Origin of the sequence: Alkalibacterium kapii (genome assembly GCF_007988865.1) — a bacterium.
GTDB lineage: Bacteria > Bacillota > Bacilli > Lactobacillales > Carnobacteriaceae_A > Alkalibacterium > Alkalibacterium kapii.
Genome location: NZ_BJUY01000021.1, coordinates 1 through 25,777 on the forward strand (window position 1 = coordinate 1; position 25,777 = coordinate 25,777).

The 25,777-nt window shown below is 41.7% G+C and carries 20 protein-coding genes and 1 other annotated feature; of the genes, 1 reads left to right on the forward strand and 19 read right to left on the reverse strand.

Features of this window, described 5'->3' with window-relative positions; translation table 11 throughout:
* Positions 1-731: 731 nt before the first annotated feature.
* The 18 genes from tuf to AKA01nite_RS07385 all read right to left on the reverse strand — a co-directional run bounded on the left by tuf (position 732) and on the right by AKA01nite_RS07385 (position 24,166).
* Positions 732-1,916: an elongation factor Tu gene (gene tuf / locus AKA01nite_RS07300; protein WP_146924666.1), complete on the reverse strand. Its 1,185-nt coding sequence runs from the start codon at positions 1,914-1,916 to the stop codon at positions 732-734.
* A gap of 186 nt (positions 1,917-2,102) precedes the next feature.
* A complete protein-coding gene (fusA, locus tag AKA01nite_RS07305; RefSeq protein ID WP_146924667.1) occupies positions 2,103-4,190 on the reverse strand; it encodes an elongation factor G in 2,088 nt (695 codons plus the stop codon).
* A gap of 114 nt (positions 4,191-4,304) precedes the next feature.
* Positions 4,305-4,775, reverse strand: coding sequence for a 30S ribosomal protein S7 (rpsG, locus tag AKA01nite_RS07310; RefSeq protein ID WP_146924668.1), 471 nt, complete (start codon positions 4,773-4,775; stop codon positions 4,305-4,307).
* A 138-nt stretch (positions 4,776-4,913) separates the two neighbouring features.
* Entirely contained in the window at positions 4,914-5,324 is a 411-nt protein-coding gene (gene rpsL / locus AKA01nite_RS07315) for a 30S ribosomal protein S12 (protein ID WP_146924669.1), read from the reverse strand.
* A 342-nt stretch (positions 5,325-5,666) separates the two neighbouring features.
* Positions 5,667-9,302: a DNA-directed RNA polymerase subunit beta' gene (gene rpoC, locus AKA01nite_RS07320; RefSeq protein ID WP_146924670.1), complete on the reverse strand. Its 3,636-nt coding sequence runs from the start codon at positions 9,300-9,302 to the stop codon at positions 5,667-5,669.
* Between the two features lie 121 nt (positions 9,303-9,423).
* Entirely contained in the window at positions 9,424-13,038 is a 3,615-nt protein-coding gene (rpoB, locus tag AKA01nite_RS07325; RefSeq protein WP_146924671.1) for a DNA-directed RNA polymerase subunit beta, read from the reverse strand.
* 597 nt (positions 13,039-13,635) lie between these two features.
* Positions 13,636-14,256: a class I SAM-dependent methyltransferase gene (locus AKA01nite_RS07330; RefSeq protein ID WP_146924672.1), complete on the reverse strand. Its 621-nt coding sequence runs from the start codon at positions 14,254-14,256 to the stop codon at positions 13,636-13,638.
* Between the two features lie 98 nt (positions 14,257-14,354).
* Positions 14,355-15,704: a uracil-xanthine permease family protein gene (locus AKA01nite_RS07335; protein ID WP_146924673.1), complete on the reverse strand. Its 1,350-nt coding sequence runs from the start codon at positions 15,702-15,704 to the stop codon at positions 14,355-14,357.
* A gap of 341 nt (positions 15,705-16,045) precedes the next feature.
* Positions 16,046-17,206, reverse strand: coding sequence for an FtsW/RodA/SpoVE family cell cycle protein (locus tag AKA01nite_RS07340; RefSeq protein ID WP_146924674.1), 1,161 nt, complete (start codon positions 17,204-17,206; stop codon positions 16,046-16,048).
* A gap of 24 nt (positions 17,207-17,230) precedes the next feature.
* Positions 17,231-18,427, reverse strand: coding sequence for an FtsW/RodA/SpoVE family cell cycle protein (locus tag AKA01nite_RS07345; RefSeq protein ID WP_146924675.1), 1,197 nt, complete (start codon positions 18,425-18,427; stop codon positions 17,231-17,233).
* 855 nt (positions 18,428-19,282) lie between these two features.
* Complete coding sequence (rplL, locus tag AKA01nite_RS07350; protein ID WP_091633852.1) at positions 19,283-19,648, reverse strand: 50S ribosomal protein L7/L12; 366 nt, start codon at positions 19,646-19,648, stop codon at positions 19,283-19,285.
* 88 nt (positions 19,649-19,736) lie between these two features.
* Positions 19,737-20,243 (reverse strand): 50S ribosomal protein L10, encoded by a 507-nt coding sequence (gene rplJ / locus AKA01nite_RS07355; protein WP_091489327.1) that lies wholly within the window; start codon positions 20,241-20,243, stop codon positions 19,737-19,739.
* A 64-nt stretch (positions 20,244-20,307) separates the two neighbouring features.
* Positions 20,308-20,439 (reverse strand) — a sequence feature (ribosomal protein L10 leader region).
* A 105-nt stretch (positions 20,440-20,544) separates the two neighbouring features.
* Positions 20,545-21,240 (reverse strand): 50S ribosomal protein L1, encoded by a 696-nt coding sequence (gene rplA / locus AKA01nite_RS07360; protein ID WP_091489328.1) that lies wholly within the window; start codon positions 21,238-21,240, stop codon positions 20,545-20,547.
* A 148-nt stretch (positions 21,241-21,388) separates the two neighbouring features.
* On the reverse strand, positions 21,389-21,814 hold the full coding sequence (gene rplK / locus AKA01nite_RS07365; RefSeq protein WP_091489330.1) for a 50S ribosomal protein L11: 426 nt from the start codon (positions 21,812-21,814) through the stop codon (positions 21,389-21,391).
* Between the two features lie 151 nt (positions 21,815-21,965).
* Complete coding sequence (gene nusG / locus AKA01nite_RS07370) at positions 21,966-22,517, reverse strand: transcription termination/antitermination protein NusG (RefSeq protein WP_146924676.1); 552 nt, start codon at positions 22,515-22,517, stop codon at positions 21,966-21,968.
* Positions 22,518-22,655: 138 nt separating this feature from the next.
* Positions 22,656-22,832, reverse strand: a complete 177-nt coding sequence (secE, locus tag AKA01nite_RS07375; protein ID WP_146924677.1) for a preprotein translocase subunit SecE — start codon at positions 22,830-22,832, stop codon at positions 22,656-22,658.
* 31 nt (positions 22,833-22,863) lie between these two features.
* Positions 22,864-23,013, reverse strand: coding sequence for a 50S ribosomal protein L33 (gene rpmG, locus AKA01nite_RS07380; protein ID WP_146924678.1), 150 nt, complete (start codon positions 23,011-23,013; stop codon positions 22,864-22,866).
* A 94-nt stretch (positions 23,014-23,107) separates the two neighbouring features.
* The gene (locus AKA01nite_RS07385) at positions 23,108-24,166 is read right to left on the reverse strand and encodes an FAD:protein FMN transferase (protein ID WP_146924679.1); all 1,059 of its coding nucleotides are present in this window, start codon (positions 24,164-24,166) and stop codon (positions 23,108-23,110) included.
* A gap of 175 nt (positions 24,167-24,341) precedes the next feature.
* Between AKA01nite_RS07385 and AKA01nite_RS07390 the strand changes: the two genes are divergently transcribed.
* Positions 24,342-24,866 (forward strand): Gx transporter family protein, encoded by a 525-nt coding sequence (locus AKA01nite_RS07390; RefSeq protein WP_146924680.1) that lies wholly within the window; start codon positions 24,342-24,344, stop codon positions 24,864-24,866.
* Between the two features lie 135 nt (positions 24,867-25,001).
* Here AKA01nite_RS07390 and AKA01nite_RS07395 read toward each other — a convergent pair whose 3' ends face one another.
* Positions 25,002-25,625 (reverse strand): sigma-70 family RNA polymerase sigma factor, encoded by a 624-nt coding sequence (locus AKA01nite_RS07395; protein ID WP_146924681.1) that lies wholly within the window; start codon positions 25,623-25,625, stop codon positions 25,002-25,004.
* Positions 25,626-25,777: the final 152 nt, after the last annotated feature.

The window sequence follows — 25,777 nt, forward strand, 5'->3', positions numbered from 1 at the left end:
ATCTCAACGTCAAAAGTGCTTACTCGAATACCTACTGTCTCGTGAGTTCGACATCTCAACGTCAAAAGTGCTTACTCGAATACCTACTGTCTCGTGAGTTCGACATTTCTGCCTTGAAACTGCTTACTCGCACTTCTAATTCTTCTTGAGCTAGACATTTTACCGCCAAAAGTGCTCACTCACACTCCTGCTACATCGTGAGTTCGATATTCACTATAAATGGTGGGAACGATGAGCTGCTTTTTAGAAAGAGAGACCATTGATTACAGTTTCAATTTAATATTTTTTTCTAATCGATAGGAATTTATTTCAATTCAGGTGAAACTTCATTCGAATAGACTTAATCGAATGAAGCTGGTATGATATAGCGCTCAGTTCCTTTCGAATATCCGTAATCGATAGGAGTTGCTCTTTAAATAGTAGAAACTCCTTTAGATTAGACAAAATCAATATACTTTTAAAGAGTGATTTGTTGCCCGCAGCGCCCAGCAAGAGCTTATAAGAATGAACGTAATCGACTGAAAAGTAAAAAGAGACTTAGCTAGCATAACGAGTAGCAAAATACCCGCATTTATTTACTTAGACCTCTTTATTAATAAGCTTTTTCCTTAATGGATCAATGATGTCCAAAACAGAGAGCCAATACTCATTGACTCAGAAACCTAAAAAGACTCCAGAAGCGGGCTTCTGGAGTCTTCCAATTTTAAATCAGTTAATGTTTAAAATTTAAATTATTCGATGATGCTTGTTACAACACCAGCACCAACAGTACGGCCACCTTCACGGATAGTGAATTTAGTTCCGTCTTCAACCGCGATTGGAGCGATCAAAGTAACTGTCATTTCTGTGTTGTCGCCAGGCATAACCATTTCAGTACCTTCTGGTAACTCGATAACACCAGTTACGTCAGTTGTACGGAAGAAGAATTGCGGGCGGTAGTTTGAGAAGAATGGAGTGTGACGTCCACCTTCTTCTTTAGATAGAACATAAACTTCAGCATTGAATTTTGTATGTGGTGTGATTGAACCTGGTTTAGCTAAAACTTGTCCACGTTCGATATCGTCACGTGACATACCACGTAACAATGCACCAATGTTGTCGCCTGCTTCAGCATAGTCAAGTAACTTACGGAACATTTCTACACCAGTAACAGTTGTTTTAGCAGTATCTTTAATACCGATAACTTCAACTTCGTCACCAACAGAAACTTGTCCAGACTCTACACGACCAGTTGCAACTGTTCCACGTCCAGTGATTGAGAATACGTCCTCAACTGGCATCATGAATGGACGGTCAGCGTCACGTTCAGGAGCTGGGATGTAGTTGTCTACTTCTTCCATTAATTCAAGAATTTTTTCTTCGTACTCTTCAACGCCTTCTAGGGCTTTAAGAGCTGATCCAGCAACAACAGGAATGTCGTCACCTGGGAAGTCGTATTCTGAAAGTAAGTCACGAACTTCCATTTCAACTAGTTCTAGTAACTCTTCATCGTCAACCATATCTACTTTGTTCATGAATACAACAATGTAAGGTACGCCAACTTGACGAGAAAGCAGGATGTGCTCACGTGTTTGTGGCATTGGGCCGTCAGCAGCAGAAACTACCAAGATAGCTCCGTCCATTTGAGCAGCACCAGTGATCATGTTTTTAACGTAGTCTGCGTGTCCTGGGCAGTCGACGTGTGCATAGTGACGTGTATCTGTTTCATACTCTACGTGAGAAGTAGAAATTGTGATTCCACGCTCTTTTTCTTCTGCAGCGCCATCGATGCTATCGTAAGCTTGTGCTTGTGCATAACCTTTCTTAGCAAGAACAGTTGTGATTGCAGCTGTCAAAGTTGTTTTACCATGGTCAACGTGACCAATAGTACCAATGTTCATATGTCGTTTCGAACGGTCGAATTTTTCTTTAGCCATTTTAAACATTTCCTCCTTAGGGTTTTGTTCTAATTTTTTAAAATAGAGAGAGAATTTCTCTTCTTATTTTTACTCATTCATTATACCTATAGCCCGGTATAAAATCAATTTATATAGTAGAAACACTCTCACACATTGATCAATATGACCAAACGATGTGAGCTCAGCCTAAAAAATTACATTGATTTAGACTTCTCCACCATTTTTCTTGATGATTTCTTCAGCAATGCTCTTAGGTACTTGATCGTAGTGATCAAACTGCATTGTGAATGTTCCGCGTCCTTGTGTCGCAGAACGTAGAGCTGTTGCGTAACCAAACATCTCTGATAAAGGAATGAATCCTTTAACGATCGTTGTGTTACCGCGTTGAGTTGATCCTTCGATATTTCCTCGACGTGCTGAGATATGACCCATGATATCACCCATGTAATCTTCAGGGACTGTTACTTCAACAGCCATTAAAGGTTCAAGGATAACGGCACCGGCTTTTTTAGCAGCATTTTTAAGTGCCATTGATGCAGCAACTTTAAACGCCGTCTCGTTCGAGTCGACATCGTGGTAAGAACCATCATAGAGTTTAGCTTTAACGTCAACTAAAGGATAGCCTGCTAATACACCATTTTCAAGTGATGCTTCAAGACCAGCTTTAACTGCAGGGATATATTCACGAGGAACGACCCCACCGACGATAGCATCTTCAAACTCAAAGCCTGCCCCTTCTTCATTCGGTTCGAATTCGATCCATACGTGTCCGTATTGACCTTTACCACCGGACTGACGAACGAACTTACCTTCAGCTTCCACTTTTTTCGTGAATGTTTCACGGTAAGAAACTTGAGGCGCTCCAACGTTAGCTTCAACTTTAAATTCACGTTTCAAACGGTCAACGATGATGTCCAGGTGCAATTCACCCATACCGGCAATGATGACTTCGCCTGTTTCGTGATCTGTTTCAGCACGGAAAGTTGGATCTTCTTCAGCTAGTTTTTGAAGAGCCAGACCCATTTTATCTTGGTCAGCTTTAGATTTTGGTTCGATCGCAACTTGGATAACTGGTTCTGGGAATTCCATTGATTCCAAGATAACTGGTGTATCCAGGTCACATAAAGTATCACCTGTGGAGGTGTTTTTCAATCCAACTGCAGCGGCGATATCTCCAGAGAATACTTCAGAAATTTCCTGACGTGAGTTTGCGTGCATCTGTAAGATACGACCAACACGTTCACGTGAGTCTTTTGTAGCGTTCAAGATGTAAGAACCGGATTCCAACGTACCAGAGTATGAACGGAAGAAAGTCAAACGACCAACATAAGGGTCTGTCATAACTTTAAAGGCTAAAGCTGCAAATGGTTGATCATCGCCAGCTTCAACTTTTATTTCAGCTTCCGGATTATTCTGTTCATGTCCAACGATTGCTCGAACATCAAGCGGAGAAGGTAGATAGTCAACAACTGCGTCAAGCAGCAATTGAACACCTTTGTTTTTGAAAGCTGATCCAACAAGGACTGGGTAGAATTCTACGCTAAGCGTTGCTTTACGGATACCATCTTTCAACTGTTCAGCAGAAATCTCTTCACCTTCAAGGTATTGCATCATGAGATCTTCATCCATTTCAGCAACAGCTTCAACAAGTTTTGTGTGCCATTCTTCAGCTAGTTCACGGTAGTCTTCAGGAATTTCAACGATTTCCGTTTCAGTTCCCAAGTCGTTACCATACATAACAGCATTCATGTGTACCAGATCGATGACACCTTCGAAGTTATCTTCAGCACCGATCGGCAGTTGGATAGGATGTGCGTTGGCTTGCAGACGGTCATGCAATGTTGCATTCGCATGCAGGAAGTCTGCTCCAAGTTTATCCATTTTGTTTACAAATACAACACGGGGAACGCCGTAAGTTGTTGCCTGACGCCATACCGTTTCAGTTTGTGGTTCTACACCTGACTGAGCGTCAAGTACAGCCACAGCACCATCAAGGACTCGGAGTGAACGTTCAACTTCAACTGTGAAGTCTACGTGTCCAGGAGTATCGATGATGTTTACGCGGTGGTCATTCCATTGAGCTGTTGTAGCAGCTGACGTGATGGTGATTCCACGTTCTTGTTCTTGCTCCATCCAGTCCATTTGTGACGCACCTTCGTGAGTTTCACCAATTTTATGGATTCGGCCAGTGTAATAAAGGATACGCTCGGTCGTTGTTGTTTTACCAGCATCGATATGCGCCATGATTCCGATATTACGTGTTTGCTTTAGAGGAAATTGTCTCTTGGCCACTAATCATTACACCTCTCTTAAATAAATTCACTTCATAATTTCTTATAAAGACGGATATTGTTTCAAATAGTGATCATTGACGGACTCTTATAAAAAGAGCCAGTTTCGATCATCTTACCAGCGGTAGTGGGCAAATGCTTTGTTCGCTTCTGCCATACGGTGGACTTCTTCACGTTTACGAACAGCAGCACCAGTATTGTTGGCTGCATCCATAACTTCTTTAGCTAAGCGGTCGACCATGGTGTTTTCACCACGTAGACGAGCATAATTAACTAACCAGCGCAACGCTAATGTTGTACGACGCTCTGGACGTACTTCAACAGGTACTTGGTAGTTAGAACCCCCTACACGACGAGCTTTAACTTCTAATACAGGCATGATGTTCTTAAGTGCTTGTTCAAACACTTCGATTGGATCATTACCTGTTTGTTCTTTAATCTGATCAAATGCATCATACAAAATCGAAGATGCTTTTCCACGTTTACCATCAACCATCAAACGGTTGATCAAACGTGAGACCAATTTACTATTGTACATTGGATCTGGCAACACATCACGTTTTGCAACAGGACCTTTACGAGGCATTCAAATTCCTCCTTTCGAGAGATAATCGTTTCATATTTTTATTATATTATAATCCAGTTTCATTCGGCCATTCACTGCTCCACTAGCTTTTAATCACTAATGTCGCGTTGAATTCAACGCCTCACGCCACTTTTTACATTACTTAGGACGCTTGGTTCCGTATTTAGAACGGCTTTGCTTACGGTCAGTAACTCCGGCAGTGTCAAGCGCTCCACGAACGATGTGGTAACGTACACCCGGCAAGTCTTTTACTCGACCGCCACGGATAAGTACAACACTGTGTTCTTGCAGGTTGTGTCCTTCTCCTGGAATGTATGCAGTAACTTCAATCATGTTAGACAAACGTACACGTGCATATTTACGTAACGCTGAGTTAGGTTTTTTAGGTGTCATTGTTCCAACACGCGTACATACACCACGTTTTTGAGGAGAATATACCGTTGTCTGTTTACGTTTTTGAGTATTGTAACCTTTGTTCAAAGCTGGTGACTCAGATTTACTCATTTTTGATTTACGAGGCTTACGTATCAGTTGATTCATTGTAGGCATTTCATGTGTCCTCCCTTCATTTGTAATCTTTTTCCTTGTGCATTTCTAGACCCACACATCCAGGTGGTTCATGTTGAAGTAAAAAGAAGGTTCGCATTCATTATGCGAATGACAAATTTTTACATAAACCTGGATATACGGCTTTTTTTGGCTAATGTGTGTCAGTCAGAACGACTGTTAAATCTCATAAACTAGATGATTACTAGACAGGAATCTGTACACAAAAGCACCTATAGCATAATATCACGAGTAGTTTTTATAGTCAACACTATACTTGATTTTTTTAAAAAACGCATAGAAGAGAGAGCAGCAAACGCTGCCCTGTTCTTCCTTTTGCTATTTTTATGATTCTGTATCTTCTGTCTGATTTTTTTCATCATTGATGCTGTATACATTTTCGCTGACGACGCCTACTTTTTTAGGTTCCATGTCATTATAGACTTTCATGCCTGTTCCGGCTGGAATAGACTTCCCAATAATAACATTTTCTTTCAATCCAATTAATGGATCATTTTTCCCTCTGATCGCGGCATCTGTCAGAACACGTGTGGTCTCCTGGAAGGAAGCAGCTGACAAGAAACTGTTGGTTTCAAGCGATGCTTTCGTGATTCCCAGCAGTACTGGACGTGCTGTTGCCGGATTGCCTCCAGACAACAGAGTATCTTTGTTGGCTTGCTTGAAGTCGTCGATATCAATAAGGCTGCCTGGCAGAATACTTGTATCACCTGGATCAAGTACACGAACTTTCTGCAGCATTTGACGCACCATTACTTCAATATGCTTATCGCCGATTTCCACCCCTTGTGAGCGGTAGGCGTACTGCACTTCTTTAAGAAGATAGTTTTGAAGTTTGATGACATCACTGACTGCCAGAAGTTGTTTCGGATCGATCGACCCTTCGTTAAAGGCATCCCCACGCTCAACGAAACTTCCTTCTTCAACACGCATGCGTGCATTGATCGGAAGTGTGTAGGTGCGTGTGTCGGTTGCCCCTTTAACAGTGACTTCTTTTATTCTTTCGCCCGGTTTTTCATCTATACCAATGACTTCCCCTGTTACTTCAGTGATAACAGCTTGCCCTTTAGGATGTCTGGCTTCAAATATTTCCTGAACACGTGGCAGACCCTGTGTGATATCGTCTCCCGCTACCCCACCTGTATGGAACGTACGCATGGTCAGCTGAGTACCAGGTTCACCGATAGATTGCGCTGCAATCGTACCGACCGCTTCGCCGACCTCGACTTCACGGCCTGTCGCCAAGTTGCGGCCATAACATTTCTTACATACCCCATGTTCAGCATTACATGTAAAGGCAGATCGGATCGTTACTTCCTCGATACCTGAATCTACAATTACTTTGGCCAAGTCTTCAGTGATCAATTCGTTTTCAGAAACGATGATTTCTTTTGTTTCTGGATGTTTAACTGTTTTACGTGCATATCTTCCAATAATACGTTCTTCTAAAGGTTCGATGACGTCGTTATTGTCTTCGATAGCTCGAACGAGTAGTCCGCGTTTTGTTCCACAATCTTCATTTCGGATAATGACGTCTTGAGCCACATCAACCAAACGACGAGTCAAGTATCCCGAGTCAGCTGTCTTGAGCGCCGTATCCGTCATTCCTTTACGGGCACCGTGAGTCGAGATAAACATTTCCAGAACTGACAGTCCTTCACGGAAGTTTGAAGTGATCGGCAACTCCATGATTCGTCCACTTGGTGCAGCCATTAACCCACGCATACCTGCCAGCTGGGTAAAGTTTGAGATGTTACCACGTGCACCTGAGTCACTCATCATAAAGATATTGTTGTGACTATCTAAAGAATTCATCAAGTGATTCTGGATAGTGTCTTTGGTCTTCGTCCAGACTTCAATAACTGCCGTATAACGTTCTTCTTCTGTTATAAGACCACGGCGGTGGGACGCATTGATTCGGTCGACTTGCTTATGAGCTTCGTTAAGAATCTGTTCTTTCTCATCAAGATTGGATATGTCTGAAATCCCAACAGTGATCCCTGATTTCGTCGAGTACTTATAGCCCAGATTTTTCATCTTATCAAGCATTTTAGACGTTTCTGTCACCTGATATCGTTTAAATACTTCGGCAATGATATTCCCCAAGTTTTTCTTTTTGAACGGTTCGACAAGTAGCATCTCGCTGATATGTTTTTTGATATCTGTACCATATGAAACGAAATATTTATCCGGTGTCTGTTTTTCCAGATTCACTTGAGTCGGCTCATTAAGATACGGAAATTCTTCCGGCATGATTTCGTTGAAAATCAGTTTTCCGACAGTAGTGATCAGGAATCGCTCCTGCTGCTCTTTAGTAAATGGTTTATGCGGCAAGGACGATGCGTGTACAGCTACGCGTGAATGCAAGTGTACATAGCCCGTCTGGTAAGCCTGAATCGCTTCAGCAGTACTTGAAAAGACCATGCCTTCGCCGATTTTCCCTTCTACTTCCATCGTCAGGTAATAGTTACCTAAAACCATATCCTGTGAAGGGGTTACGACAGGTTTACCATCTTTAGGATTCAAGATGTTTTGTGCACCAAGCATCAAAATACGTGCTTCTGCTTGGGCTTCATCACTTAAAGGTACGTGAACCGCCATCTGGTCCCCGTCAAAGTCCGCATTGTAGGCTTCACAGACTAACGGGTGCAGTCTGATCGCTTTACCTTCGACTAAGATCGGCTCGAATGCCTGGATCCCGAGTCTGTGCAATGTAGGTGCACGGTTAAGAAGGACAGGGTGTTCGCGGATGACATCTTCTAGAACTGCCCAGACTTCTTCGTCCATACGTTCCACTTTACGTTTAGCGTTTTTAATGTTGTTGGCTATTTCTCTTGCTACCAGTTCTCGCATGACAAAAGGCTTGAACAGTTCGATCGCCATTTCTTTAGGCAGGCCACACTGATACATTTTAAGTGTCGGACCAACAACGATAACGGAACGACCGGAATAGTCGACACGTTTACCGAGCAAGTTCTGACGGAAACGTCCTTGTTTCCCTTTAAGCATGTGCGAAAGTGACTTAAGCGGACGGTTACCCGGTCCAGTTACAGCACGACCACGACGCCCATTGTCCACCAAGGCATCAACAGCTTCCTGAAGCATGCGTTTTTCATTCTGAACAATAATATGTGGCGCGTTCAAGTCCAGCAAACGTTTCAAACGATTATTACGGTTGATAACGCGACGGTACAGGTCATTTAAATCACTTGTGGCAAAACGTCCACCTTCCAGTTGAACCATTGGTCGAAGTTCTGGAGGAATGATCGGCACGACATCCATGACCATCCAGGTTGGATCGTTACCTGAATTTCTGAATGCCTCTAAAATGTCTAAACGACGAATAGCGCGGGTACGCTTTTGACCCGTTGCTGTTTGAAGCAGTTCCTTAAGTTCATTGACTTCTTCCAGCAAGTCAACAGTGCCCAGTAGTGATTTAATTGCTTCTGCGCCAATGTCAGCCTGGAATTTATTTCCGTACTGTGCACGACGCTCACGGTATTCTCTTTCAGTCATCAATTGTTTTTTCTCTAGTGGTGTGTCACCCGGATCAATGACCACGTAAGAAGCAAAATAGATGATTTCTTCTAAAGCACGTGGAGACATATCCAAAATGAGTCCCATTCGGCTTGGTATGCCTTTGAAATACCAAATATGTGTGACTGGTGCTGCAAGTTCCAAGTGACCCATACGTTCACGACGAACTTTGGATTTGGTTACTTCCACGCCGCATCGGTCACAGACGATACCTTTATAGTGAACACGTTTGTACTTTCCACACGCACATTCGTAGTCTTTGGATGGTCCGAATATTCTTTCACAGAATAAGCCATCTTTTTCCGGTTTCAGTGTTCGATAATTGATTGTTTCCGGTTTTTTAACTTCTCCGTAAGACCAACTGCGGATCTTATCAGGTGAAGCCAGTCCGATCTGAATACTTTCAAATTTATTTACATCGATCAAAGGGGCTACCTCCCTTTAGTAGATTATGAAGCTGCCCTATTGCTTCACGTGTCTATTACTCTTATATATGAGGGTTACGGAGAGCCGATACGCTACCGGACTCTCCTTCACCTTCACTGACTTATTCTTGTTCTTGTTCTTCTTTTTCAAGCTGTTCTTCTTGTGCCTCTTCTTCAGCTTTTTTTCGTGCTTCTTCTGCACGTTTTTCGTCCTGCTCTTTTTTCATTTTTTCTAAAGAGTCGATATTCCCAAAATCATCATCTTCATCTGTATCTTGAAGATCGATGGCTTCTTTGTTCGCATCAAGGACTTTCAGATCCAGTCCCAGCGACTGAAGCTCTTTAACAAGAACACGGAAAGATTCCGGTACGCCAGGTTTTGGAATCGCGTCACCTTTGACGATGGCTTCATATGTTTTCACACGTCCAACCACATCATCTGATTTATAGGTCAGGATTTCCTGGAGTGAATAGGCTGCACCGTAAGCTTCAAGTGCCCAGACTTCCATCTCTCCGAAACGCTGTCCCCCAAATTGTGCTTTACCACCAAGTGGCTGCTGGGTGACGAGTGAATAAGGTCCAGTAGAACGGGCGTGCAGTTTGTCATCGACCATGTGTGCGAGCTTGATATAGTACATGACCCCAACAGAAACTTTGTTGTCGAATTCTTCACCTGTACGTCCATCGTAAAGTACCGTTTTAGCATCATCATCCATGCCTGCTTCTCTGATCGTTTCCCAGACATCTTCATCTGTCGCACCGTCAAATACAGGCGTGGCGATATGGATGCCCAGTTGACGGGCAGCCATTCCCATGTGAAGTTCAATGACTTGTCCGATATTCATACGAGACGGCACACCCAGCGGATTCAGCATGATATCGATCGGTGTTCCATCCGGCATGAACGGCATGTCTTCTTCAGGTAAAATCAGTGAAACAACACCCTTGTTACCGTGTCGTCCAGCCAGCTTGTCTCCAACGTTGATTTTGCGTTTTTGTACGATAAAGACACGGACAAGATAATTGACACCTGGAGACAGTTCATCTCCCGACTCACGTGTAAAGATCTTGACGTCGTGAACGATACCGCCGCCACCGTGTGGCACACGCAGCGATGTATCTCTGACTTCACGCGCTTTTTCACCAAAGATCGCATGTAGAAGTTTCTCTTCGGCAGAAAGCTCGGAAACTCCTTTTGGCGTTACTTTCCCTACCAGGATATCTCCATCTTGAACTTCAGCTCCGATGCGGATGATTCCGCGGTCATCCAAGTTCTTGAGCGCATCTTCACCGACGTTCGGTAATTCACGGGTGATTTCTTCAGGACCTAATTTTGTATCTCTTGCTTCTGATTCATATTCTTCAATATGGATAGAAGTGTAAACATCATCTTTAACTAGACGCTCACTCATGATGATGGCATCTTCAAAGTTGTACCCATCAAATGTCGTGAAGGCGATCAGTGGATTTTTACCGATGGCCATTTCTCCATTTTCCATGGAAGGCCCGTCAGCAAGGATGTCGCCTTTTTCAACAACTTCCCCATGACGCACAAGTGTACGCTGATTGTAGGAAGTGCCTGCGTTTGAACGTTTAAACTTAGCTACCAGATATTTATCCAACGCGCCATCTTCACGTCTGACGCGAATTTCTTTCGCATCCACGTATTCAACCGTTCCCGGATGTTTCGCAATGATTGCCGCCCCAGAGTCACGCGCAGCCGTGTGTTCAATTCCTGTACCAACAAGTGGTGCCTCAGGTTGAATCAAAGGAACAGCCTGACGCTGCATGTTCGCTCCCATCAACGCACGGTTCGAGTCGTCGTTTTCAAGGAATGGGATACTGGCTGTCGCTACAGAAACAACCTGTTTCGGTGAAACGTCCATGTAATCCATTTTCGATACTTCAAGTTCTTCATTATTGTTTTTTGTTCTTGCCAGCACCATGTCATTAACAAAGCTGCCGTCTTCATTTAAAGGCGCATTAGCCTGTGCTACGACATAAAGGTCTTCTTCATCAGCTGTCAGATAATCGATTTTATCTGTAACTCGACCTGTTTCTTTATCGACTTTACGGTAAGGTGTTTCGATGAAACCAAATTCATTTATTTTCGCATAGGTTGATAAACTGTTGATCAATCCAATGTTTGGTCCTTCAGGTGTCTCGATCGGACACATACGGCCATAGTGGGAGTAGTGAACGTCCCTAACTTCATAACCGGCACGGTCTCGTGTCAATCCACCAGGTCCTAAAGCCGATAGACGGCGTTTGTGTGTCAACTCACCAAGCGGATTCGTCTGATCCATGAATTGGGATAATTGAGATGACCCAAAGAATTCTTTGATCGAAGCAACGACCGGACGAATATTGACCAGCTGCTGCGGTGTGGTTGTAGATGTATCTTGAATCGACATACGTTCACGCACAACACGTTCCATGCGGGATAAGCCAATACGGAACTGATTCTGCAGGAGCTCTCCAACAGAACGAATACGTCGGTTTCCTAAGTGGTCGATATCGTCTGTTTCGCCAATCCCTTCTTGAAGGTTGAAGAAGTAGCTCATCGACGCGATCATGTCTGCAGGGATGATGTACTTGACTTCTTTATCCGGGTGACCATTGCCGATAATATTGACGATACGGTCATTGACTTGTGGAGAGTAAACTTTAACGATCTGCAAATCGATTGGTTCAGGAACCACACCATCATCAGATGGTTGAAGCGTGACAGAGTTAAGCCCACTATCCAAATGCGGTCCTAATTCATTCATCACTTCGCGTGTAATGAGCGTACCTTCTTTAGCCAGCAATTCTCCTGTTTCACCATCAACAAGTGATTCAGCTAAAGTAAGTCCCATCAAACGATTTTTTAAATCCAGTTTTTTATTCATTTTATAACGACCCACACGAGCCAGATCATAACGTTTAGGATCAAAGAAACGCGTGGTCAGTAAGCTACGTGAAGAGTCAGCTGTTTTAGGTTCTCCTGGACGCAGACGCTCGTAGACATCTTTCAGTGCTTCTTCTACACGAGAATCTGACAAGTTCTTGTGAACGTCTTTTTCGAGTGTGGCATTTAGACTTTCATTGAAGCCGAAGATGTCCAAGATCTCATCATCCGAACCGAATCCTAATGCGCGAACCAGTACACTTAAAGGAATTTTACGCGTACGGTCGATACGTACATTCGATAATCCTTTAGAATCTGTTTCATATTCCAGCCAGGCACCACGGTTAGGGATAACGGTAGAACCGAATCCTTCCATACCATTTTTTTCGATTTTAGGACTGAAATAAACACCTGGTGAACGTACAAGCTGAGAAACAATGACTCGTTCAGAACCGTTTATGATAAAGGTACCCTGTTCAGTCATTAATGGGAAGTCTCCGAAGAACACTTCCTGCTCTTTCACTTCGCCTGTGTCTCTAACGATCAAGCGTAACTTGACGTATAAAGGTGCGGAGTAGTTTGCATCATGCTGTCTTGCTTCATCTACAGTGTATTTAGGCTCCTGAAACTGATAGTCGGTAAACTCCAGTGCCAGATTCCCAGAAAAGTCTTCAACAGGAGAGATATCTTTAAACATATCTTTAAGTCCCTCTTCCAGGAACCAGTCATATGAATTCGTCTGAATTTCAATTAAATTTGGAAGTTCTAATACTTCACTGATTCGTGAATAACTTCTACGTGTACGGTGCTTGCCGTATTTCACATTTTGGCCTGCCAACCTCTTCACCCCTCATTAATAATCACTAGTCGTCATATTCAAAAGCTGATGGTCTTTCAATCAGATCGATTTTAAAGATATTCATTTGTTACATTTTCGTTACAAATGTTAACATCCGATTAAGAAATAGGGGTTTTCCCTATTTTAGACCAAAAAAAAGACAAAAGATCAGTGAAAGATACATTCGTATTCATCACACATTCTTTTGTTTAGCTTCAGAAATCCCGCACGGACAATATTTCGCACGTATTTCATTTTCATACTTTGTTTAGCGTCTATTAAGTTTACAGCGAAGTCAGATAAAAGTCAAGGGTAAGATTTAATATTTTTATTAATGATGCAATAAACCATGGCAGAGAGCAATCGCCTGAGCGATTGCTTACATTATTGAAGACCTTTTCCGTTTTTTTGTCCTGTTGGCTTTTTTTGACTGCCCTTCACGTTGCGCTTTATCCTCTGAAGGGCACGCATTGACTACTTGACTGCCCTTCATGTTGTATTTTAATCTCTGAAGAGCACGCATTGATGCATCGACTTTCCCTACCCTCCCCCAACTCCTCCATACTAAAAAGACCCCCAGCTTTAATAGCTTGAGGATCCTTTAAATTAGTCCATCACAATAATTTTTTTCTTTGATTGTAAAACCCAGTACCCTTTATCCAGTGCAATACGTTCTACATTACCAAATGTATCAGTCATTTTTTGTTTAGCGCTTGGCGCCCCTTGCTTTTTTTGGATAACAATAATAAGGACACCACCTTCAGCTAAATAGTGATAAGCCTCTGAAATAATTTCATGGACGACTTTTTTACCTGCCCGTATCGGAGGATTAGAAATGATTGCTCCGAACGCTTTTTCGTTGACCTTCTCGTAAATGGAAGAAAGATACATCTCTACATTACTGATTTCGTTTTCTTCGGCATTTTTGCGCGCCAGATTCAATGCTCTTTCGTTGACATCTACCATCTCAACTTTCAGCTCTGGATAAGCTTTCGCTAATGATAAACCCACCGGACCATACCCGCACCCCATCTCGAGCATTTTTTCATTCGGAAAGACTGACGGATCAATCGCTTCAATCATAACTTTGGAACCATAGTCTACCCGTTCCTTCGAAAAAACGCCCGAATCAGTAGTGAATTTAAGCGTATTCCCTTTTAGTGTTGTTTCAAAATTCTGTTCGTGATGTTTCGCATTTGGATTTGATGTAAAGTAGTGATCTGTCATTATATAACGCCTCTTTCCGTCAGTTCTTTAACTATCAGTATACTATGCTAAAAGACAACTAACAATAATCTAGAAAGGTCCTCTTCACCATACAAGTCTTAGTTAGCCGCTTCAAAGTCTGCAGCACGACTGGAATGTCTTTTCTCAGACTCTTTATGTTCCAATTCATAGCCTGCTTTTTTCTGTGGCAGAATCTGGTTTAAAAGAATCCCTGTCATTGCGCTTAATGCTGTTCCGGATAACGTCAGCACTCCAGCTATATCGAAGACTGCCTCGCCAAGACCGATAACAAGCATTGAACTGGCTATGACTAAATTTCTTGACTGATTAAAGTCCACCTTGTCTTCGATCATTACTTTCAGTCCGTTGCTGGCGATCACACCATAAAGCAGTATGGACATGCCACCTAAAACGGCAACAGGAATTGTAGAAATCAGCGCGGTGAACTTTCCCATGAAGCTCAAAGCAACCGCAATAACAGCTGCATTTCTTATGACCGAAGCTGACGCGATTCGTGTCATCCCGATTATTCCTGTATTTTCTCCATAAGTCGTGTTGGCCGGACCTCCAAAAAAGGCAGACATCACGGTAGCTGCGCCATCACCGATCAATGTACGCGTCAAACCCGGTTCTTTCAAGAATGAACGATTGCAGATTTTCCCCAGTACTGAATGATCACCGATATGCTCTGCTACTGTAACAAGTACGATCGGCAGTAACGCAAAACTTTCCGGCCCTAAATAAAAGTCATAACTTTGGAAAGTCTTTGTTTTAAACGGAAGAAATAATTCTGGAAGGGCGAACCACTTTGCTTCTTTCACCGGTGTAAAATCAACGATCCCTAGTGCTGTTGCTAAGAGGTAGCCACCAATTATAGCAACGAGGAAAGGAATGATTTTCAAAAACCCTTTTGCTCTGGTATTTATGAATGCCGCAATGAGAAAAGTGGTCATCGATACAACGATCACACGCCAGTCTGAACCAGCTACAAACCCAGCATTCGAAACGGCATTAGACGCTAAGCCCAAACCAATCACCATGATCATCGGGCCGATCACTATAGGTGGCAGAAGCTTGTCTATCCAGGACACCCCGATAAAATGTACAATACCTGAAACGACAATGTAAAGCAGTCCTACCATAATCAAACCTGACTGTGCAGCACTTATATCTCCACCCATCTGATCGATCGCTATTTGCATGGCTGCAATATAGGCAAATGAAGACCCCAGATAAACAGGGACTTTTGCTTTGGTTGCGATTTGATAGATAAGCGTCCCTATGCCGCTAGCTAAAAGAGCGACCGACACAGGCATTCCCAAAAGTACTGGCACAAGTATCGTTGCTCCAAACATTGCAAACACGTGCTGAAGACTTAAAAAAGCTCCCTTTAAAAAAGGCGGTTTGTCCTCTACGTCTAGTATCAGCGGTCGTTGTTCTATTGCCATTTTTCATCATCCCTCTTTCTTATTTTTGGGCATAAAAAAATGCCCTTTTTTTACGCAAAAAGGACCTTTAGATAAGATGGAAGTTAACGACAATAGGATACACATCTACACATTGATAAAGAAGTATAAACTTCTCCTATAATTTTTAACTTTATGAAATTTTCCATCCTTTTCTACCTCACGGGATAGAATTAAAGGAATTTTGCTTTCATTTATTTTATCAAGTGTTTACCCTATAAGCAAGACGAAAATCATATTTCTCTTCATTTATTTTTATGATTAACCACTTGATACTTTAAAGAAGTTGCCAAAAAAGTTGCCTCAAGTAATCAAACACTTAATCAAGATGACCGCTGCGCTCTTTTATAGTTCAAATGGGCTGAGATATTAGCAACGAGACCCAGAGAAACGGAAAGGATAATCAAGCTAGTACCGCCGTAACTGATAAACGGAAAGGTAAGTCCCGTAATCGGCATCAAACCTACTACGCCCATCAGATTAAGCGATGATTGTATCAAAAACATGGAAGCCACACCAATACAAAGCAAGGAGTTGAAGGCACTCTTAGATCTTATAGCAGTCAGTATCATTCGTGACACCATTAAAGTGAACAAGGATAAAAGAATCAAAAGTCCCAGCAGTCCCAGCTCTTCGCCAATGATCGATATGATGAAATCTGTGTAGGGGAAAGGGAGATAGCCGGTTTTCTGCACACTATTCCCAAATCCGACTCCAAAGAGTCCTCCGCGGCTCAAAGCATAATACGAATTGACTAACTGTAAACCCGCACCTTCTGCAAGAGCAAAGGGATCCCAGAAACCCAGGAAACGTTTATACCGATACTCGTCTAGAAAGAAAAGACTTGTGCCAAATTTTTCTATCAGTTTCGTTAAACCGACAAGCCCAGTAACGCCCACAAAGCCAAATCCTACACCCAACTTAGGTGAAACACCACTTGCAAAGATCATAATAGCTGCAATGATGACGATAATAAAAGAAGAACCTGTATCGGGCTGGATATAGATTGAAAGGACAATACCAACGACCAGTAGCAAAGGTGCAACGATCGCTTTGAAAAAGTCATTGTTGATCACTTTCTGCTTTCTCGAGAGAATATAGGCTAGATACCAAATAACCATAAATTTAGTCAACTCAGCTGGCTGAATATTGATAAAAGGGGTTTCGATCCACCGCTTCGCTCCATATATTTCCCTCCCGAACATAAGAAGAAGCACGAGAGAGCCAAAGGTTAATGCTGTTCCAATTATCACCAGTTTTTTGTTCCTCAGCAATTTTATCGGGAAAAAGAAAGCTATAGTGAACATGACGTATGATAGAGCGACAAAAATAGCTTGCTTTGGCAAATAATAGTGCGGATTATCATACATATTCAGTGCGCTGTAGCTGCTTGCACTATAAATCATGATAATACTAAATAGCGTCAGTATAAAATAGGGAACGATCAGCAATTTATCGACATATTTCAATCTTTCTCTTAGCATGGCGTTATTCCTTTCCTCTAGACTTTACGATGTTCCCGGATGAAAGTCTTCCCCTTCACCTGAAAAGAAGTAAGATTTATGATGGAAGCGCATCGACATGATCAATCCGATCCCCATCATGTTACCTAAAAGCGAAGAGCCCCCTTGAGAAATAAACGGAAGCGGGATTCCTGTCACAGGCAGCAATCCAATGTTCATACCGACATTTTCCAGAACGTGAAACACGATCATCATAATGACACCTGTAGCGATATACGTGTAAAATTCGTTTTTTGTATCATAAACGACTTTAACCATATGATACACCAGTACAAAATAGATGAAAATCAAAAAGGAGCCACCGGCAAAACCGAAGTTCTCTCCGATCGTGGTAAAAATCATATCGGATTCTCTTACAGGTACATAGACCTCACTTGTTCCAAACCCTTTACCGAAAACCCCGCCTGACCCGATGGATTTGAATGCCTGCGTTACTTGGTAGGTGTCATCTGTAGATCCTTCCAGAGGATTCAACCAGGTATTGATCCGCGCCATCTGATAAGGGCTGAACAATCCTGTTTCTAAAAGAAAGTCCTGGTTATAAACAGCCAGTAAGATAAGCGTAATCCCCACCGTTGATACCACTAAAAAAATAGGAAGCAGGATCTGCCACTTTACACCTGAGAGCAGGATCATACCGATCAGTATAGCGATGTAAACGAGACCCGTCCCCAAATCGTTTTGCATGAACACAAGTAAAATAGGCACAGAAGCAAAAAGCATCAGTTTCCCCATCAAAAGAAAATCACTCGAATAATCTCTTAATTTATACGTACTGTTATGCCTTGTCACTACTTTAGCCAATATGAGGATATAAGGGATCTTGACAAACTCGGAAGGCTGAATCGTTCCTAGCGGTCCTAAGCGAATCCAGGATTTCCCTCCAGTTCTAAGTGCCAGATTGCGGTCATAAATAAAAAGTGTCAGGATCAGCATGATGATACCTGCAATATATAAGTAAGTGGTCATTTTCCACAATTGTTCTGAGTCAAACTGCATAATAACGAGTACTGCGATCGTTCCTATTCCATACCATAAAATCTGCTTGATCGTCATACTTAAAGGGCCACCCTGAATCATTACCGTTGTAGAATAAAGTGATACGATACTCAAGATCGCCAATAGCATGACCGATAAAATAATGCCATAATCTATACGTTGAGGGTATTTATCGTCGTTCATGTTATTCTTCCTTCCTTGTTTAAATAGAGAGACTGGTAAGCATTTGTAAAAAACCTCATTCAATGTCATATTTTATCAGATATTCAGTCCGATTCATACTTTATAACGAAATTGACACAAAACTTTAGAAGAAAGTCATCTTCACTTCATTTTAAGCAAGCCTGCACTATACTTTGAAGATAAGTCTGCTCCTGATACAGGATAGCTTAATTATCATTTTGTTCCGCTTGATCAAAGCGGTAACTCAGTCGGTTTTTCTTTATGAGTCGACTTCTATTTTCATATGAAAGAGGGTGGATTTTCGTTCACCCTCTTCCTTATATTTCATTGATCAATTATAGTTCTGTTAGGAATGCAATGCGTTCATAAGTTGTCATTTACTAGGTTGTATTGAAATACAGCTTAGTGGCCAGTTGCGATTTCTGTGTCGCGGAAACCTGTCTCTAAAGTCGTTTAGTGACAGGTTTCCGCTGCTTTTTCTCAGAAAGTTGTTCCAATAACCGTTTTGCAACGTGTTTATCCTTCTTTTTCCTAAAAAGTTGTTCCAATAACCGGTTTGCAACATGTTTTTGCTTCTTTTTCTAAAAAAGTTGTTCCAATAATCGTTTTACAACATGTTTTTTCTTCTTTTTCTAAAAAAGTTGTTCCAATAACCGTTTTGCTACATGTTTACGCTGCTTTTTCTCAGAAAGTTGTTCTAATATCCGTTTAGTGACTAGCTGATCCAAATTTTTCGAGACAAGATATCTCAATCAACGATTTAGTACCTCGTTTTTTTATGACATATAAAAAACCCTTTCGCCATGAAGATATACTTTACAGCGAAAGGGTTTAGTCTATTTAAGTTAAATGAAATTACTTAACTTCTACAGAAGCGCCTGCTTCTTCAAGTTTGCTTTGTAATTCTTCTGCTTCTTCTTTAGAAACATTTTCTTTAACTGGTGCTGGTGCGCCGTCTACTAATGCTTTAGCTTCTTTCAAGCCAAGACCTGTAGCTTCACGAACTGCTTTGATTACTTTAATTTTTGCTGAACCTGCGCTTGTTAATTCAACAGTAAATTCTGTTTGCTCTGCTTCTGCAGCTGCTCCAGCTCCTGCTGCTGCAACTGGTGCTGCAGCTTCTACGCCGAATTCTTCTTCGATCGCACTTACTAAGTCGTTTAATTCTACGACAGTTGACTCTTTCAAGTCAGCAATGATTTTTTCAATATCTAATGCCATTTTTGTTTTCCTCCATTTGTAATTTAAGTTAGTTTAGTTTCAACTTGCCATACCCATGTACAGCAATAAGTCAGTTGAATCGACTGCTTTACGCAGCTTCTTCTTCTTTTTTCTCTGCAACAGCTTTGATTGCCAAGGCTGTGTTTCTGACAGGTGCCTGAAGTACAGATAATAGCATAGAAAGCAGGCCGTCGCGGCTTGGTAGTGTAGCAATTTTGTTGATTTGTTCAACACTTGCAACTTTACCTTCCAGTACGCCACCTTTGATTTCCAAAGCTTCTGCATCTTTAGCGAATTCTGCAATAATTTTTGCAGGGGCAACAACTTCTTCGTTACTGAATGCTACAGCAGTAGGTCCTTTGAAGACATCTACTAAATCTGACAAATCAGCTGCTTCTGCAGCACGACGAAGCATAGTGTTTTTCAATACGCGCATTTCAATTCCTGCATCACGTAATTGTTTACGTAATTCAGTGACTTGTTCCACTGTCAAACCACGGTAGTCAACGACTACGACAGCTTCTGCGTCTTGAAATTTCTTCGTAATATCATTGACCACTTCTTGTTTTTTTGCAATGACATTTGCTTTACTCATTGATGTTTCACCTCCTGATCGATTGAAATGAGGATTTCCCCTTATACTTACATCCAAAAAGAATTTATCGCATAAAAAAACCCCATGTCACCGTAGACATAGAGGGATCATAGTTGATTAATGTAATCACATGTGTCCTCGGTATGATATTAAGGCGTGAGCCACATACTGTCTTCGGTATTATCCGGTAATAGAATCTATCACCATCATTCATCAATGCATATTTAATTTAAGTTATTTCCTTAACCTGCATAAGTATAGCAAGCTATACCCTGCAGGTCAAGAGAAATTTCAACTTTTTTTATTTAGCAACTGTTGTTGGGTCTACTTTAACACCAGGGCCGAACGTGCTTGCCACTGCCATGTTTTTGATGTAAACACCTTTAGAGCTTGCTGGTTTAGCTTTTACGATAACATCGTGTAAAGCAGCCAAGTTCTCTTTAAGTTTTTCAGTTTCAAATGATACTTTACCGATCGGCACGTGTACATTTGACTGACGGTCGACACGGTAAGTGACTTGACCGGCTTTGATGTCGTTAACAGCTTTAGCTACATCTGGTGTAACTGTACCTGTTTTAGGGTTAGGCATTAAACCTTTAGGTCCTAAGACACGGCCCAATTTACCTACTTCAGCCATCATGTCTGGTGCAGCAACGACGACGTCGAAGTCTAACCATCCACCTTGAACTTTTTCTACAAGATCGCTGTCGCCAACGAAGTCTGCGCCTGCTTCTTCAGCAGCTTTAGCAGCATCGCCTTTTGCGAAAACAATCACTGTCTGAGATTTACCAGTACCGTGCGGCAATACCATTGCGCCACGCAGCTGCTGGTCTGCTTGTTTAGGATCGACACCAAGTCTGTAAGCTACTTCAACACTTGCGTCGAAATTAGCGTAGTCGATTTCTTTAACTAATTCTAATGCTTCAGTTGCATCGTATTTGTTTTCTCTGTCTACTTTTTCCAAAGCAGCTAAGAATTTTTTACTCTTTTTCGCCATAATTTTTTCCTCCTTAGTGTGGTGTTAACGGTTTGACCTCCCACTTGATCTCCGCATGCAATGGACTGATCAGTCAGCTGCCATTGGTGATCACTCGAGTTGCCTCGAATGACTGGATGCGGAGTCAGCAAGCAATGTGATCGTCAAATTAACCTTTGACAGTGAATCCCATACTGCGAGCTGTACCTTCGACCATGCGCATTGCTGCTTCAACACTAGCTGCGTTTAGGTCTTCCATTTTTGTTTCAGCAATTTCTCTTACTTGATCGCTTGTTACAGTTGCCACTTTTTTAGTGTTTGGTTCGCCTGAACCAGACTCAACGCCAGCTGCTTTTTTAAGCAATACTGCTGCAGGTGGTGTTTTAGTGATAAATGTGAATGAACGGTCTTCATAAACAGAAATAACTACAGGAATGATCATCCCTGCCTGGTCAGCTGTACGAGCGTTAAACTCTTTACAGAATCCCATAATGTTTACTTGAGCTTGTCCTAATGCAGGTCCTACTGGGGGTGCTGGGTTAGCTTTCCCTGCAGGTATTTGCAATTTCACGACATTAACTACTTTTTTTGCCACGAGACATACCTCCTTGATTTGTGTCCGTGAGTGGTTAAATGAGGTTACAATTTTCCTCTCCCACTATGTTTCTACACCTTCACTTATATTAAAGCATCTAAGGCGCACTGGTAAATGTTACCATATTTAAAGTGATTGTGCAAGATAAATATCAGTCGATTTTTGATATTTGATTGTAATCCAGTTCTGCATTTGTTTCTCTTCCGAACATCTCGATGGATGCCTTGATTTTACCTTTTTCTGTTTCAAGCGCAGTAACGTTACCTTCCATCCCGGCAAAAGCACCTTCATTGATTTGAATGCGTTCGCCGATTTCCAGATCCATTTCAACTTTACGCGGGTTGATGCCCATGCTGCGTAGGATTTGATCTACTTCATCCGGAAGTAGAGGGGATGGCTTACTCCCTGCGCCGTGTGAACCAACAAAACCGGTCACGCCTGGCGTATTTCTCACAATATACCATGCTTCATCGGACATAATCATTTCAACTAATACGTATCCTGGAAAGGTTTTTTCCATTTCTGTTTTAGCCTTGCCGTCTTTTTCCGTTGTTTTTTCTTCTTCAGGTATTAAAACCTGTAAAATATTATCTTCCATTTTCATGCTCTGCGCCCGTGACTCAAGGTTTTGCTTCACTTTGTTTTCATAGCCTGAATAGGTCTGCAGGACATACCATGCTTTTGAACTTTCTAATTCTTCCATTGTAGACTCCTTTTTAAGTCTTATTTTTGTGTATTAAAAAAACCTTCTTCACATCACGTGAAAGAGAAGGTTTTCTCTCGGTTCTCGTCTTGTATTATAGCACGAAGGAACACTGATTTCTACTGCTTTCGTGTTTTGTCATACTAACGTCAATAAAAATGTAATGACAGAGTCAACGGCATAAAAGAAAACACCGAAGAATGCCATCACGCCAAAAACAGTCAGAGTATTCTTTTTCATTGTCTTTTTGTTCGGCCAGGTCGTTTCTTTCATCTCGTGTTTGACTTCGCCTAAAAAGGTTTTAACTTTTCCCATCGATCGATCCACTCCTTCCACTGCGTGCTGACTACTTTGTTTCACGGTGTACTGTATGTTTTTTACAGTAACGGCAATATTTCTTGATTTCAAGTCGCTCTGTACGAATCTTATCGCTCACATCTTTTGTATAATTTCTGGATCCGCATTCTGTACAGGCTAAGGCTATTTTTTTCTTCATAACATTTCCTCGTTTCTCGCATGTTTCAGTTCAAGTTAATATCAGACAATATCCTATTAAGATTAGCATTTATATCGCATTCTGTCAATTCGATCTAGTCTACTTTTTCAAAGGAATCGTCACTGATACTTACCATGTCACTGATATTTTCTGAAGTATAAACGTCCTTATCTTTGGTTACATATATAACATCCACACCAGACATATCATTAATATAGGCCAGGCCTTTTTCAACCCCCATAGCAAAGGCCGCGGTTGCGATCGCATCACCATCCATGGCATTATCCGCTATGATACTGATCCCAGAGATGTTGTTGTCAAAAGGGTAGCCTGTTTCCGGGTCAAGCAGGTGGTGATAGGATTCGCCGTTTTCTTCAAAGTTTCTCTCATATATGCCTGAGGTAACGATTGCCGAATCAACCAGTTCAACGAGCCCCATGATCTCGCCACGTTCTTTGAACGGATTTTGGATTCCGACTCGCCACGGTTCTGTTTCTCCCCGTGTGCTGTTTCCGACTACAACGATATCTCCGCCTAAATCAATGATGGCTGTGTTCACTCCCTCATCTTTCAATATACGGGCAGCTTCATCTGTAATGTAACCTTTGGCAATGCCTCCCAAGTCGACTTTCATGCCTTCTTTTTTCAAATAAATCGTCTGGTCTTCCTCATTAAGTTCAACTAAGTTATAGTCCACAACTTCCAGTACTTCATTCAATGCTTCCTCTTCAGGAACTGCTGCATTTTCTTGCCCGATATTCCATAAACTGGTCATCGATCCGATCGTTGGATCAAAAGCACCATCAGATTCTTCTGCATAATAAAGGGCACGTTCCATAACATGGTACACTTCTTCTGAGACTTTGACAGGAGCTATGCCGGCTTGACGATTCACCTCAGAAATCTCTGAATCTTCTTTCTGCATCGCAAACCAGTCATCCAGTTGAGTGACTCGTTCAAATGCTTTATCCAAAGCTTCTTCGGAATCTTTATTGTATACTTTTATATTGGCCACTGTCCCAAGCAAAAATTCAGTTCGCTCGATCGGTTCTTCAGCCAATTCTCTTTCATTCTCTTCAGTACATGCCGTTAAGAAAAACAGCATGGCAGTTAAACTGAGCAATGCTCTAGTGATTTTTTTGTGCTTCTTCATTTTCATTGTCCTTCCAAATCTTTTTCTCTGTACATAGTACAGCAAAAGTGCTATCCTGTCTATATTTTCACAAGAGAAGATTTGGTATAATAATGTTAAATTAAGATGGCTACTTGATACAATCTGTGGCAAACTATAACTACTGCAACTAAGTACATTAGAAAAGGATTTTACTATGAACCGTACACAAAAGATGATTTACATTTCACTGCTTTCCGCTCAGGCTGTCATTTTGGGCCTGATCGAGCGCAGCATCCCCTTTCCCTTTGCCTTTGCTCCGGGCGCTAAGCTTGGCATTGCCAATTTAATCGTTATCGTCGCGATTTATACGCTCCCATTCAAAGATAGTTTGAAAGTCGTTGCGATGCGTTTGCTTATGACGACCTTGCTTGGCGGCACACTTTCAACGTTTTTATACAGTACAGCAGGCGCTCTCTTAAGTTATTTCGGCATGTTGTTTGTTAAATTTACCGGCGGGAAGCGGGTCAGCATTATCGGAGTCAGTGCCACAGGCGGGATCCTTCATAACCTAGGACAGCTTCTTGTGGCCAGTTCCATCGCTCAAACATGGACGGTACTCCTTTATCTTCCCGTCCTCTCTTTCATGGGGATACTTTCCGGTATAGCCATCGGTATCGCCGCCAACTTTTTAATGGAACATGTCTCAACCATCCAGCGCTTCAAGCAGGAGCATGAATGACATGGATTACAGTGAACGATAGACCGAACAATAACTTATCATGACACACAAAAAAGCCGCAGAGGGCTTTTTTTGTTTGGAGAGAAACTATTCAATGAATACAGAAAAGTATAAATGATTGCTCTATTTAGACGATCACAAGAAATGTTGTCGGTATTTATCTGTACATCGATGTTTTGCGCTCATTACTTGTTTTTTCGTGCATTTCAATTTATCTGCAATCATATCAAATGGGAAGCCCTGATAACAATACAGACAGACCTCTTTCTCGAATTCGGAAAGATATTTTATGTATTCCTCCATTGTTTCGTTCACTATCGGCTTGTCTTCTGGTTGTATGGATCCTGTCTCTGCCATTAACTGATACCCCTTCTCTTCTAAATTTCCTTCCAAAGATAAAGATTCTTTGAAGGATTTTCTTTTTATCGCATTATTTTTTCTGATCAACCGGTTGAAGTGATTGTCAAGACTCAAACAGACATACTGATTAAAACTCATCCCTTTACTCGGATTATATTTGTCTATCGATTCTACTAGGATCAGACACGCTTCCTGATATAAATCATTTCGCTCATATCCTTTAATAAAGCGTCGGTATATTGCTTTTTGAAGTAACTTTTCACTTCTTTCCATTATCTCTGGGAAAACATCTGTCTCACCGGCTTTGAAGCGCATAATTAGTCTGTCCACGGTTGGATCACTTATATCTTTGAATACCTTCTTTTCTATTAATTCTATATTTGCAGTATTATCCTTCATCCTTTCTTCTCCTTCTGTTTATTGTTTGAAACAATAACAGAACAGTCACATTTATAGTCATTCAGTGTATCCTTTGAAAGCGTTTCACTTAATTATATTTACTTTTTATTTAAAAAGTCACTATTTTTTTCTGATTGTGAGGAAATTCTAAT